Origin of the sequence: Streptomyces marinisediminis (assembly GCF_026262575.1) — a bacterium.
Classification (GTDB): Bacteria; Actinomycetota; Actinomycetes; order Streptomycetales; family Streptomycetaceae; genus Streptomyces; species Streptomyces marinisediminis.
Window position 1 is genome coordinate 66,046 of record NZ_JAPKFL010000015.1, and the last position, 12,781, is coordinate 78,826.

Here is a 12,781-nt window from a genome sequence, read left to right on the forward strand (position 1 = left end):
CGTGAAGGAAGACCGCACCATGCTGCGCATCGCCGTCCCCAACAAGGGTTCACTGTCCGAGCCTGCGTCGGCGATGCTGCATGAGGCCGGCTACCGGCAGCGCAAGGACCGCCGGGAGCTGGTCCTGGTGGACTCGGCCAACGACGTGGAGTTCTTCTTCCTGCGCCCGCGCGACATCGCCGTCTACGTCGGCTCCGGGCGGCTGGACATCGGCATCACCGGCCGCGACCTGCTGCTGGACTCCGGCGCGGACGCCGAGGAGATCCTCCAGCTCGGCTTCGCCGGCTCCACCTTCCGCTACGCGACGCTGCCCGGCACCGCGGCCCACGTCACCGAGTTCGGCGGCATGACGGTGGCCACCTCCTTCCCCGGCCTGGTCACCCAGCACCTGGCCGAGCACGGCGTGGACGCCTCCGTCGTCCGCCTCGACGGCGCCGTGGAGACCGCCATCAAGCTCGGCGTCGCCCAGGTCATCGCGGACGTGGTCGAGACCGGCACCACGCTGCGCAACGCCGGGCTGGAGATCATCAGCGAGCCCATCCTCGTCTCCGAGGCCGTGGTCGTGCGCGGCCGGGACACGCCGGGCGACGACCCCAAGGTGCGGCAGTTCCTGCGCCGCATGCAGGGCGTCCTGGTGGCCCGCGAGTACGTGATGATGGACTACGACATCCGCGCCGAGCACGTGGAGAAGGCCGTGGAGCTGACCCCGGGCCTGGAGTCGCCGACCGTCTCCCCGCTGCACGACAAGGGCTGGGTGGCCGTCCGCTCGATGGTCCCGGCGCACAAGGCGCAGCGCATCATGGACGACCTCTACGACCTGGGCGCCCGCGCGATCCTCACCACCAACATCCACGCCTGCCGCCTGTAGGACCGCCCGCCGCGCCTTCCGACGCCGCGCTCACCGCGCGCCGCGCGTCCACCGCGCCGCGCGCGCCGAGCGCGGCGTCCGAAGGGGCCCGGCACCGCACAAGGAGACCGAGGAAGACCCGTGCCACCCGCCGCCAGCCCCGCGCCACCGCCCCTGCCGGTCACCTTCCGCCCGACCCGCACCCGAGCCGTCCTGCTGGGCGTGGGCCTGGCGATCTTCGCCGTCCTGGCGGTGATCGGGCTGCTGCTGGAGCACCTCTCGGCGGGGGAGCGGACCAGCTTCGTCGGTACCGGGGCGCTGTTCTTCGGCGTGCTGGCGCTGCTGGCCCGCCCGCACGTCAGGGCCGACGGCGGCGGGGTCACCGTCGTCAACCTGACCCGCACCCGGCGCCTGGAGTGGGCCGAGGTCGTCGACGTCCACCTGCGCTCGGGGGACCCGTGGGTCACCCTCGACCTCGCCGACGGCACGAGCCTGCCCGCGATGGGCATCCAGCCCGGCATCGCCCGGGCGCACGCCCTGCGCGACGCCGCGGCCCTGCGCGCCCTGGCCGACGCCCACGGCTTCGGCGCCCCGCCCGCCGGGCACTGAACGCCCGGCGCGCCCCGGGAGGCACAGCACCGGCGCGGCCGCCCCGCGGGGTTTCCGCCTGCTCGGCGGTTCACGGCGGCGGCTGGGGCCGCGCCTGCGGGCCGCCGCGGCCGGAGAGGACCTCGCCGTAGGCCTGCATGAGATCCGGCAGCCGCAGCGTCGACAGGTCCGCGCGGGTCGGCTCCCCGGGCCAGCCGGACAGGCGCAGGTCCCGGTAGGCGCAGCTCTTCTCGTACAGGGTCCGCAGGAACCGGCCGTTGCCCAGCTCGTCGATCCACCCCTGGTCCACCACGTGCCCGCTGATGCTGCGCAGCTCCTCCAGCGACTCCTCGTCCCAGGCGTCGCCGTTCTCCGCCGCCAGCGCCTGGCCGATCGCGGTCAGCTCCACCGGCCGGTAGCTGGGGAAGTCGATGCGGGTGGTGAAGCGCGACCCCAGGCCCGGGTTGACGGCCAGCAGCCGGTCCATGCCCTCGGGGTATCCGGCCAGGATCACCACCAGCCGGTCGCGGTTGTCCTCCGCGCGCTTGAGCAGCACCTGCAACGCCTCGTCCCCGTACGCGTCCCCCTTGGCGTACCCGGAGTTGGACAGGCTGTAGGCCTCGTCGACGAAGAGGACGCCGCCCAGCGAGGAGTCGATCAGCTCGTTGGCCTTCACCGCCGTCTGCCCGAGGAACTCGCCCACCAGGTCCGAGCGCTGTGCCTCCACCAGATGGTCTCCGCCCAGCAGCCCGAGCGCGTAGAAGACCCGGCCGAGTATGCGTGCCACCGTGGTCTTCCCCGTGCCCGAGGGGCCGGAGAAGACGAAGTGCCGCTTGGGCGGCTGCACCGGGAGCCCCCGCCGGGCCCGCAGCCGGGCCATGTCCAACTGCGCCGAGAGCGCCCGCACCTGACGCTTGACCGGCTCCAGGCCGACCATGCGCTCCAGCTCCTCCAGCGCCTGCGCGAGCAGCACCGGGTCGGTCGGCCCCTGCGGCCAGCGGCCCGCCCGCTCGCCCGCGCCGTCGGCGCCGCCTCCCGGGCCGGCCGCGTCGGCGCCGCGCGCCGCGCGCCCGGACCGCGCCGGGTCCGCGTCCTCCTCCACGGGGGCGGCCGGAGCGCCGGCGGGCTCGGCCGGCCACAGCGCGTCGAAGGCGGGATCGCCACCGGACCCGGCGTCACCGAGGTCGCGCCCGTCCGGCCCGGCGCCCTCGGTCTCCGGCCCGCCCTCGCCCACCAGGCCGCCGCCGGGACCCGCGGCGGCCGCGGTGAGCGGCCCGGCCCACGAGGGGACCATCGGGTCGGCGGTGCCGTCCGCGTCGGTGATGGCCGTCAGCCGCGCCGCGGTGTCCATGAACGCCGGGTCGGCCCGGTGCACCGCCCGGTACAGCGGCAGCGCCGCCGCGCTGCGCCCGGTGCCCTCCCGGGCCCGGGCCAGCCAGTACCGCAGCTCCTTGCGCTGCGGCTGCTCGCTGCGGCAGCGCATCAGCGCGCGGCCGAGCAGCGGCTCGGCCTGTCCGTACATCTCCAGGCGCACCCGCGCCATGCCCGCGAACAGCCCGGCCTCGATGCCCAGCACCGGGTCGTCGACGAGGGTCTCGGTGTGCCGGACCAGGCCGTCCCAGTCCTTGACCAGGTAGGCGCGGCAGGCGTGCAGGAAGCGCACCTGCGGGTCGGTGTCGGGCGGCGGGCAGCCGGCCAGCGCGCGGTCCAGCTCCGCGACGTGGCGGCCGTCCAGCCAGTGCGAGGCGTGCGCCAGCAGCAGGTCGCGGCCGTTCTCCAGCACGGGCTGCACCCACCAGCCCAGCCAGTACCAGGAGTTCAGGCTCCGGCCGTGCCGGGAGCGCTGCTCGCCGAACCGGTCGCGGTACTCGAACATGCGCAGCAGCGCGGTGGTGGTCTCCACCCGCAGCGCGTGCAGGCCGAGCCAGGCGTCGGCCATGCCCGCGTCGATCCGGACACAGGCGCGGAACTCCTCCTCGGCCTGCGCGTAGTGGCCCATCGTGTAGGCGTCCAGCCCGCGCAGCCACGCCAGGTCGGCCGGTGCGCGCGGCTCCCGGGAATCCCGCGTGCCGAAGTCCATCCCGCCCCCAGCCGTTCCCGTCGACTCCAGCCGGGCCCGCCCCGCCCGGCCAACTGCCGTGTCGTAAAGGCGCGTTGCTGATCGTGGTCGGCCATCACCCGGCGCCTCGCGACGCTCGCATCGTACCCGCGCGGCACGCTGCGTCGAAGAGGGCCGCACGGACCGTGCCGACGGTCTTCGCACGCGCGTTCCCGACCCGAGGCCGCATTCGGTGACCGGGTGCCGCCGCGCGGGGCCCGCGCCCGGGCGCCGCAGGACGGAACGAAGCCCTCGGTCACGGGGGAACAACCGAGGGCTTCGCGCTCACCGGCGGCCTGCCCAGGCCGCCTGCCGAAAACGTAATCCGTCCCAGCTCCGCAGGTCAAGCGCCTGCCACGGGCAGGCGACACCTCGTCGGGGCGGCGGCCCGCCCCGCCCGCCGCACGGCTACGTCCGGGGAGCCCACCAGGCGCGGCGGCGGGCGCCCGGGCCCGGCAGGACCCGGTATCCGCGCGCCCCCGGCGCGCCCGCGGCCCCGGGCGCGCGCTGCCGCACCAGCACGTCGGCGTGCGGACGCGTGGGGTCGGCCGCGAAGTGGGCGCTCTCGGCGGCGGTCCAGCCGTCCCAGAACCCGGCCAGTTCCGGCCCGTCCCGCCGCCGGCCGCGGGCCCACGCCAGCGCCGCCGGCACCTCCAGCCACGCCACCGCCGCCAGCGCCGGCCGCAGCGCGCGCCGGCCGGCGCCGACCCCCTCCACCAGCACCACCGGCGCGGGCGGCACGGACAGCGGACGGACGAAGGCGCGCCGCTGCCAGTCGTAGCCGCGGAAGCGCGCGGTCCGCCCGCGCTCCAGCGGGTCCAGCACGCGCGCGCCCAGCCGCTCCGTCCAGTCGAAGAACGCGCCGTGGCGGGCCAGGTCGTCCAGGTGCAGCACCGGAGCGCCGCCCAGGGCGTCGGCGAGCAGCCCGGCCAGCGTGCTCTTGCCCGAACCGGCGTGCCCGTCGACGGCGACGAGCCGCACCGGGCCGCAGGAGGGCGGCAGTCCGCGCAGCCGCCGGGCCAGCCCGCGCAGGTCCGGGTCCGCCCCGGGACGGGCGCCGCGGTCGGCGGGCGGCGGCGCGGCGCCCGGGAAGTGGTCCCTCACCCGGCCAGCCTACGGTCGGGCGCCCCCGCCGGCGCGGCCCGGCCCGTCCGGGCGACACCGCCAGGCGGCCCCGGGCCGGGTCACTGGTGTGCCACCGGCCGCACCGGGATAGTGGGGGCCGTGCCACCCCACCGCAGCACCCGGGCCGGCGCACCACCGACCGCACCGCCGACCGCGCCCCGCGACCTCGACAGAGGGGACCTTCCATGAGCCGCCCCGCGCCCACCCGCCGCGCCCTCCTCGCCGCCTCCGCCGCCGTCGCCGCCACGGCGGCCACCACCGCCACCGGCGCCTTCGCCGCGTCCGCGGGCGGCCGCCTCCCGGCGTCCGCCAAGCCCGCCGGCGGCCCCGGCGGACCGGTGGACTACCAGGCGTGGACCAGCGCCGACGACTGGCGGTCGGGCGCCGCCGAGGGCGCCCGGGTCACCGGCGGCCGCCGTCCGGGCATCGTCATCGGCCGCCCGCACGGCACCGTGGAGTACCGCGACCCGCACGGCGGCACCGACCGCACCCGGTGGGAGTACGCGCGCTGGACCTCGCCCACCTACCGTCCGCACACCGGCGCCCGCGAGCTGATCGCCTCCTGGAACGCCCACACCCCGCCCGGCACCTGGCTGCGGGTGGAGGCGCGCGGCACCTACTCCGGCGGCGGGCGCACCCCCTGGTACACGCTCGGCGTCTGGGCCGCGGGCGACGGCCCCGACGTGCCCCGCCGCACCTCCCTGGACGGCCAGGGCGACGGGCGCAGCACCGTGTGGACGGACACCCTCGCCGTCACCGAGGACGGCCTGCGCCTGACGGAGTACCAGCTCCGCGCCACCCTGCTGCGGGCCCCCGGCGCCGTCGCCACCCCGACGCTGTGGCGGCTGGGTGCGATGACCTCCGACGTGCCCGACCGCCACGAAGTGCCCGCCACCGCTCCCGGCGTGGCCGCCGGCGTCGAACTCACCGTCCCCTTCTACTCCCAGAACATCCACATCGGCCGCTACCCCGAGTACGACAACGGCGGCGAGGCCTGGTGCAGCCCCACCTCCGCGCAGATGGTCATCGAGTCCTGGGGCCGGCGCCCGTCCCCGCGGGACTACGCCTGGGTCGACCCGTCCTACGACGACCCCCAGGTGTGCCACGCGGCCCGCTCGACCTACGACTACGGCTACGAGGGCTGCGGCAACTGGGCGTTCAACGCCGCCTACGCGGCCACCTACCGCGACCTCCAGGGCGTCGTCACCCGGCTGGGCTCACTGCACGACGCCGAACGGCTGATCCGGGCGGGCATCCCGCTGATCACCTCGCAGTCCTTCCGCGCCGAGGAGCTGGACGGCGCCGGGTACGGCACGGCCGGGCACCTGATGACGGTCATCGGCTTCACCCCGGACGGCGACGTCATCGCCGGGGACCCCAACGCCGACGACAGCGACGGCGTCCGCCGCGTCTACCGGCGCCGCCAGTTCGAGACCGTGTGGCTGCGCACCCGGCGCACGCTGGCCGACGGCAGCACCGGCGGCGGCACCGGCGGCGTCTGCTACCTGTTCTTTCCCACCCGCCTGGGGCACACCCAGCTCCGGGCGCTGGCGTCCGTCGGCGTGGAGTGAACCGGGCAGGCGGCGGCCCGTGTGGGACGGGCGACGCGGGGTACTGGGTCACGCGCACGGACCCCGAGCGCCGGAGAGGAAGGCCGTAGCGGTGAGCGAGAAGGGCCAGGTGGTGGTGGTCACGGGCGCCAGTGCCGGCATCGGGCGGGCGTGCGCCCGCGCGTTCGGCGCCCGTGGGGCGAAGGTGGCGCTGCTGGCGCGCGGCTCCGTGGGGCTGGCGGGCGCGGCGCGCGAGGTCGAGGAGGCGGGCGGAACGGCGCTGCCGCTGGAGGCGGACGTCGCCGACGCCGCGGCCGTGCGGGAGGCCGCCCGCCGGGCCGAGACGGAGCTGGGGCCGGTCGAGGTGTGGGTCAACTGCGCGTTCACCTCCGTCTTCGCCCCCGTGGCCGAGATCAGCCCGGAGGAGTACAAACGGGTGACGGAGGTGACCTACCTGGGGTTCGTGTACGGCACCAAGGCGGCCCTGGAGCTGATGCGGCCGCGTGATCGCGGCGCCGTCGTCCAGGTCGGTTCGGCCCTGGCCTACCGGGGCATCCCGCTGCAGTCGGCGTACTGCGCGGCCAAACACGCCACCCAGGGCTTCACCGAGTCGCTGCGCTGCGAACTGCTGCACGAGGGCAGCGGCGTCAAGGTCACCATGGTGCAGATGCCGGCGGCGAACACCCCGCAGTTCGACTGGGTGCTCTCCCGCCTGCCGCGCCGCGCCCAGCCCGTGCCGCCCATCTACCAGCCCGAGGTGGCCGCGCGGGCCGTCGTGCACGCCGCCCGGCACCCCCGGCGCCGCGAGTACTGGGTGGGCGGATCCACGGTCGGCACGCTGCTGGCCAACACCTTCGCCCCGGGCGTCCTGGACCGCTACCTCGCCCGCACCGGCTACGACTCCCAGCAGACCGAGGAGTCCGCCCGGGCCGACCGGCCCGCCAACCTCTGGGAGCCGGCCGACGGCCCCGGCGGCCGGGACTTCGGCACCCACGGCCGCTTCGACGACCAGGCGCTCAACAGCAGCCGCCAGCAGGCGGCCTCCCGCCACCACGTCGCGACCGCGGGCGTGGCCCTGGCGGGCGCCGCGCTCGTCGGCACCGCGGCGCGGGGCCTCGCGCGCCGCCTGACCCGCCGTTGACCACCGCCCCCGGACCCCGCACGCGAACCCCAGGAGGAAGCCGCCGGTGTTGCCCTCGCGGAAGAAGGCGAGAATCGCCCAGCGGACCGAGCGGGCGGCCCTGCGCTCCTTCGACGCCCTGGACGCGCGACTGCCGTTGGCCGAGGGCGCCAAGGAGACGCTGCGCAAGGCGTTCCCCAAGCACTGGTCCTTCCTGCTGGGCGAACTGGCCCTCTACAGCTTCGTGGTGCTGCTGCTGACCGGCGTCTGGCTCACCTTCTTCTTCAAGCCCAGCATGGGGGAGGTCGTCTACCAGGGCTCCTACCTGCCGCTGCGCGGTGTACGCATGTCCGAGGCGTACGCCTCCACCCTGGAGATCAGCTTCGACGTGCGCGGCGGGCTGCTCATCCGGCAGATCCACCACTGGGCGGCGCTGCTGTTCGTCGCCGCCATCGCCGTCCACCTGCTGCGGGTGTTCTTCACCGGGGCGTTCCGCAAGCCGCGCGAGCTGAACTGGATGGTGGGGGTGACGCTGTTCCTGCTCGCCCTGCTGGAGGGCTTCGGCGGCTACTCGCTCCCCGACGACCTGCTCTCGGGCACCGGGCTGCGCATCGCCCAGGGCATCATGCTCTCGCTGCCGGTCGTGGGCACCTACGTCAGCTTCTTCGTCTTCGGCGGCGAGTACCCCGGCGACGACATCATCTCGCGCCTGTACACCGTCCACGTCCTGCTGGTGCCCGGGCTGCTGCTGGCGCTGGTCACCGTGCACCTGCTCCTGGTCTTCCGGCTCAAGCACACCCAGTGGGCGGCCAAGGGGCACACCAACCGCAACGTCGTCGGCGAGCCGATGGTGCCGAACTTCGTGTCGAAGTCCACCGGGCTGTTCTTCGCCACCTTCGGCGTGCTGGCCCTGCTCGGCGCCGTCGCCCAGATCAACCCCGTGTGGGCCTACGGCCCCTACCGGCCCGACCAGGTCTCCACCTTCGCCCAGCCCGACTGGTACGTCGGCTTCCTGGAAGGCGGGCTGCGGCTCATGCCCCCGTGGGAGACGACGCTGTGGGGGCACACGGTGGTCTGGAACGTCCTCGTCCCGGCCGTGCTGCTGCCCGCGGCGCTGTTCGCCGTGCTGTACCTGTACCCGTTCTTCGAGCGCTGGGTGACCGGCGACCGCGGCGAGCACCACCTGTGCGACCGGCCCCGCAACCGGCCCGCCCGCACCGGCCTGGGCGTCGCGGGCATCACGTTCTACGGCGTCCTGCTGTTCGCCGGCGGGCAGGACATGGTGGCCTTCGTCTTCCGGCTGCCGGTGGAGGGCGTGGTGTGGTTCTTCCGCGTGGCCGTCCTGGCCGGCCCCGTCCTGGCGTTCTTCGTCACCAAGCGGATCTGCCTGGCCCTCCAGGAGAGCGACCGGCACCGGCTCAGCGAGGGCGAGGAGACGGGCGCGGTGGGCCAGACCGTGGCCGGCGGCTTCCGGGCCGCGCACACCCCGCTGTCGGCCGAGGAGCGCTACCCGCTGCTCGTCCGCGACGTCCCCACCCCGCTGGAGGCCGCGCCGGGCGCCCGGCGGCGGGACCGGCTGCGCGTCGCCCTGAGCCGCTGGTTCTACCGGCAGCGCGTCGAACTGCCCGCCACGCCCGGCCAGCGCCGGGAGATCGCCGCCCGGACGGCCGCCCCGCGGCACCCCGGGGACGAGGCCGGACGAGCGCCGGGCGACGACCGCGCGGGAGCCGGCCCGGACGACCGCTGACGGCCCGTCCGCCACGCGCCCCCGGCCGGACGCACCCCCGCGCGGCGTCGCGTGCGTCCGGCCGGGGGCGCTTCGGGGCCCGCCGCGGCCGCCCCGGGGCTCGTGCCAGCCGTGGGGTGTCCGCCGCAGCCGCCCGGGGCCGCCGCAGGCGCCCGTCGCGCCCGCCGGGGACGCCAGGCGCCCGCCGGGGCGCGCGGGGGCTACCGCTCGTCGTGGGCGTACTGGAAGACGAACGCCAGCACGCCACCGGCCAGCACCGCGAACCCGATCAACCCCAGCCACAGGCCGAACACGAAACCGGCGGCCACCAGCGCGAACCCGGCCGCGGTGAGGACGGGCGCCGTGCTGTGCGGCGGGAAGAAGTCCAGCGGCCCGGCGCGTTCGACGATCTCGCCCTCGCGCCGGTCCTCCGGGCGGCGGCCCCGCTGGCGGAACTGCGTCCACAGGAAGAACGCGACCAGGGCGGCCATCATGCACGCCACCACCACGATGGCGCCACCGGCCGGATCGTCCCCGTACACCAGGTACGGCACCGAGACGACGCCGAAGAAGACCGCCACCCCCGTGAAGTACAGCGCCTCGGCCCGCATCACAGATCCCTCTTTTCCCGCTCGGAGGAGACGATCCTCGGATGGTGCAGCCCGAAGGCCGGGTCGTTGGAGCGCACGCGCGGCACGGCGACGAAGTTGTGCCGGGGCGGCGGGCAGGAGGTGGCCCACTCCAGCGACCTGCCGAAGCCCCACGGGTCGTCCCCGGTCACCCGCTCGGCGTAGTGGCTGCTCCACCACACGTTGTAGAGGAACACCAGGGTGGACACGCCCAGCAGGAACGCTCCGACCGTGGAGATGAGGTTCAAGGTGGTGAACCCGTCGGCCTCCAGGTAGTCGACGACCCGGCGCGGCATGCCGGTCTCGCCCAGCCAGTGCTGCACCAGGAACGTCGTCTGGAAGCCCACCAGCGTCAGCCAGAAGTGGGTCTTGCCGAGCCGTTCGTTGAGCATGCGGCCGGTGAACTTCGGCCACCAGAAGTAGAAACCGCCGAACATCGCGAACACCACGGTGCCGAAGAGCACGTAGTGCAGGTGGGCGACCACGAAGTAGCTGTCGGTCAGGTGGAAGTCCAGCGGCGGGGAGGCGACGAGGACGCCGCTGAGGCCGCCGAGCAGGAACGTCACCAGGAAGCCGATCGACCACAGCATCGGCGTCTCGAAGCTCAGGGAGCCCTTCCACATCGTGCCGATCCAGTTGAAGAACTTCACCCCCGTGGGCACGGCGATCAGGAAGGACATCAGCGCGAAGAACGGCAGCAGCACCGCCCCGGTCGCGAACATGTGGTGGGCCCACACCACGGCCGACAGCATGGTGATGGCGATCGTCGCGCCGATCAGCCCGAAGTAGCCGAAGATCGGCTTGCGGCTGAAGACGGGCAGGATCTCGGTGACGATGCCGAAGAAGGGCAGCGCGACGATGTAGACCTCCGGGTGCCCGAAGAACCAGAACAGGTGCTGCCACAGGATGGCGCCCCCGTTCGCCGCGTCGAAGATGTGGGAGCCGAAGGTCCTGTCCGACTGGAGCGCCAGCAGCGCGGCCGTCAGCACCGGGAACGCCAGGAGCGCCAGGATCGAGGTGAACAGCACGTTCCAGGTGAAGATCGGCATCCGGAACATCGTCATGCCCGGGGCGCGCAGGCAGATGATGGTGGTGATGAAGTTGACCGCGCCCAGGATCGTGCTGGTGCCCGCGACGACCAACCCGGTGGTCCACAGGTCGGCACCGTAACCGGGGGAGTAGGCCGCGCTGTTCAGCGGCGCGTACGCGAACCAGCCGAACGACGCCGCGCCGCCCGGGGTGAGGAACCCGGAGATCACCATCAGGCCGCCGAAGAGGAACACCCAGTAGGTGAACGCGTTCAGCCGGGGGAAGGCCACGTCCGGCGCGCCGATCTGCAACGGCATCACGGCGTTGGCGAACCCGGCGAACATCGGCGTCGCGAACAGCAGCATCATGATCGTGCCGTGGATCGTGACGAACTGGTTGTACTGGTGCGGCGTGGTGATCTGCAGGCCGGGAAGGGCCAGCTCGGTGCGCATCAGCAGCGCCAGCAGGCCGCCGAAGAGGAAGAACCCGAAGGCCGTGACCATGTACAGGTTGCCGATGACCTTGTGGTCGGTGGTCCGCAGCCAGCCCAGCACCAGCGTGCCGAGCCGGTGGCCGCCCTCCTCGCGTGCCGCGGGGTCGGGCCGCGTGCGGGTGTCACTGTCCTGATCGGCCATCAACGCCTCACTTTCCCGGGGGTACCGCGCTGTCCCGTAACCCACGGGGCAGCGCCTAAACCCTGCTGCACCCGCGCCGGGCGCGCCCGATCCGACACACCGGGCTTTACCACCCGGCCGATCCGGGTACCGCGTCCCTCCGCACCCGCCGCGCGGCCCGCGCCACGCGCCCTGTGCCGCGCGCACCGGTGTGCCCCGGTCCGCGGCCGCCACCTCGCGGTGACGGGCGCGGTGCCGGGCGGCAACCGCCCCGCGGCGACCGACACCCCGACGACCCAGCGACGGAAAGGCAGCGCATGCCCGGCACCCCGCAGGCCCCCGTGGACTCCGTACGGGCCCGCGCCTGGACGATCCCCACCGACGCGCCCGAGTCCGACGCCACGCTGGCCTGGGACTCCACCACGGTCGTGGTGGTCGAGGCCAGCGCCGCCGGCCGCACCGGCACGGGGTGGACCTACGGCCACCGCGCCGTGTGCGACCTGGTCAACGACACCCTCGCCGGCCTCGCCACCGGGGCGGACGCGCTGCGCCCGGGCCGGGTCTGGTCCCGCGCGCAGGACGCCTGCCGCAACCTGGGCCGGCCCGGCGTCGCCGCGATGGCCGTCTCGGCGCTCGACACCGCCCTGTGGGACCTCAAGGCCCGCGTCCTGGACCTGCCGTTGGTGGCCGTGCTGGACGCGGTGCACGACACGGTGCCGCTCTACGGCAGCGGCGGGTTCACCTCCTACGCCGACCGGCGGCTGGAGGAGCAGCTCGCCGGCTGGGTGGCCCAGGGGATCCCTAGGGTCAAGATGAAGATCGGACGCGACCCGGGGGCCGACGCGCACCGCCTGGCGGTGGCCCGTGCGGCCATCGGCCCCGACACCGAGCTCTACGCCGACGCCAACGGCGCCTACCGCCGCAAGGAGGCGCTCCGGTGGGCCGAACGGCTGCACGCGGCGGGCGTGACCTGGCTGGAGGAGCCGGTCAGCTCCGACGACCTGGCCGGGCTGCGCCTCCTGCGCGACCGGGGCCCGGCCGGAGTGGACATCGCCGCGGGCGAGTACGGCTTCGACATCGGCTACTTCCGCCGCATGCTGGAGGCCGGGGCGGTGGACTGCCTGCAGGCCGACGTCACCCGCTGCGGCGGCGTCTCCGGCTTCCTGCGCACGGCCGCCCTCACCGACGCACACCGCCTGGAGCTGTCCGCGCACTGCGCGCCGCAGCTCAGCGCGCACGTGTGCACCGCCGTGTGGCACCTGCGCCACCTGGAGTACTTCCACGACCACGTGCGCGTCGAGGGCCTGCTGTTCGACGGCGTCCTCACCCCGGAGCCCGGCGGCGTGCTGCGCCCGGACCGGGACCGGGCCGGACACGGCCTGCGCCTGGTGCCCGAGCGCGTCGAGCGCTACCGCGTGGCCTGAGCGCGCCCGCGCCACCGGGCCCCGGGCCCGC

Annotated in this window: 10 protein-coding genes; 6 read left to right on the forward strand and 4 right to left on the reverse strand. The window is 74.9% G+C overall.

Features of this window, described 5'->3' with window-relative positions; all coding sequences use genetic code 11:
- Positions 1 to 19: 19 nt before the first annotated feature.
- Both hisG and OSB71_RS14210 read left to right on the forward strand, forming a co-directional pair.
- On the forward strand, positions 20 to 868 hold the full coding sequence (hisG, locus tag OSB71_RS14205; protein WP_265948192.1) for an ATP phosphoribosyltransferase: 849 nt from the start codon (positions 20 to 22) through the stop codon (positions 866 to 868).
- Between the two features lie 120 nt (positions 869 to 988).
- Positions 989 to 1,456: a PH domain-containing protein gene (locus tag OSB71_RS14210; protein ID WP_265948194.1), complete on the forward strand. Its 468-nt coding sequence runs from the start codon at positions 989 to 991 to the stop codon at positions 1,454 to 1,456.
- A gap of 70 nt (positions 1,457 to 1,526) precedes the next feature.
- On the opposite strand, the gene OSB71_RS14215 is transcribed toward OSB71_RS14210, so the two are convergent.
- Positions 1,527 to 3,515: an AAA family ATPase gene (locus OSB71_RS14215; protein ID WP_265948196.1), complete on the reverse strand. Its 1,989-nt coding sequence runs from the start codon at positions 3,513 to 3,515 to the stop codon at positions 1,527 to 1,529.
- A gap of 426 nt (positions 3,516 to 3,941) precedes the next feature.
- Positions 3,942 to 4,565, reverse strand: coding sequence for a uridine kinase family protein (locus OSB71_RS14220; RefSeq protein WP_265948348.1), 624 nt, complete (start codon positions 4,563 to 4,565; stop codon positions 3,942 to 3,944).
- Positions 4,566 to 4,843: 278 nt separating this feature from the next.
- Here OSB71_RS14220 and OSB71_RS14225 point away from each other — a divergent pair, with 278 nt between their 5' ends.
- The 3 genes from OSB71_RS14225 to qcrB all read left to right on the forward strand — a co-directional run bounded on the left by OSB71_RS14225 (position 4,844) and on the right by qcrB (position 9,075).
- Positions 4,844 to 6,229: a C39 family peptidase gene (locus OSB71_RS14225; protein ID WP_265948198.1), complete on the forward strand. Its 1,386-nt coding sequence runs from the start codon at positions 4,844 to 4,846 to the stop codon at positions 6,227 to 6,229.
- A 91-nt stretch (positions 6,230 to 6,320) separates the two neighbouring features.
- Positions 6,321 to 7,349 carry an SDR family oxidoreductase gene (locus tag OSB71_RS14230; RefSeq protein ID WP_265948200.1) on the forward strand — a complete coding sequence of 343 codons (1,029 nt, stop codon included), beginning with the start codon at positions 6,321 to 6,323 and terminating at the stop codon, positions 7,347 to 7,349.
- Positions 7,350 to 7,395: 46 nt separating this feature from the next.
- Entirely contained in the window at positions 7,396 to 9,075 is a 1,680-nt protein-coding gene (gene qcrB, locus OSB71_RS14235; RefSeq protein WP_265948203.1) for a cytochrome bc1 complex cytochrome b subunit, read from the forward strand.
- A 200-nt stretch (positions 9,076 to 9,275) separates the two neighbouring features.
- Here the strand turns inward: qcrB and ctaF are convergent, their stop codons facing one another.
- Both ctaF and ctaD read right to left on the reverse strand, forming a co-directional pair.
- Positions 9,276 to 9,665, reverse strand: a complete 390-nt coding sequence (gene ctaF, locus OSB71_RS14240; RefSeq protein ID WP_265948205.1) for an aa3-type cytochrome oxidase subunit IV — start codon at positions 9,663 to 9,665, stop codon at positions 9,276 to 9,278.
- Positions 9,665 to 11,347 (reverse strand): aa3-type cytochrome oxidase subunit I, encoded by a 1,683-nt coding sequence (gene ctaD / locus OSB71_RS14245; RefSeq protein WP_441005703.1) that lies wholly within the window; start codon positions 11,345 to 11,347, stop codon positions 9,665 to 9,667. The genes ctaF and ctaD overlap by 1 nt, the downstream gene beginning before the upstream one ends.
- Positions 11,348 to 11,643: 296 nt before the next feature.
- On the opposite strand from ctaD, the gene OSB71_RS14250 reads away from it, so the two are divergent.
- Positions 11,644 to 12,750 carry an enolase C-terminal domain-like protein gene (locus OSB71_RS14250; RefSeq protein WP_265948207.1) on the forward strand — a complete coding sequence of 369 codons (1,107 nt, stop codon included), beginning with the start codon at positions 11,644 to 11,646 and terminating at the stop codon, positions 12,748 to 12,750.
- Positions 12,751 to 12,781 lie beyond the last annotated feature (31 nt).

What these genes read in the sequence shown, in the direction of transcription:
- hisG (WP_265948192.1), top strand. Translation starts at nt 20, where the DNA reads ATGCTGCGCATCGCCGTCCCCAACAAGGGTTCACTGTCCGAGCCTGCG.
- OSB71_RS14215 (WP_265948196.1), bottom strand. Translation starts at nt 3,515, where the DNA reads ATGGACTTCGGCACGCGGGATTCCCGGGAGCCGCGCGCACCGGCCGAC.
- OSB71_RS14225 (WP_265948198.1), top strand. Translation starts at nt 4,844, where the DNA reads ATGAGCCGCCCCGCGCCCACCCGCCGCGCCCTCCTCGCCGCCTCCGCC.
- ctaF (WP_265948205.1), bottom strand. Translation starts at nt 9,665, where the DNA reads ATGCGGGCCGAGGCGCTGTACTTCACGGGGGTGGCGGTCTTCTTCGGC.
- ctaD (WP_441005703.1), bottom strand. Translation starts at nt 11,347, where the DNA reads ATGGCCGATCAGGACAGTGACACCCGCACGCGGCCCGACCCCGCGGCA.
- OSB71_RS14250 (WP_265948207.1), top strand. Translation starts at nt 11,644, where the DNA reads ATGCCCGGCACCCCGCAGGCCCCCGTGGACTCCGTACGGGCCCGCGCC.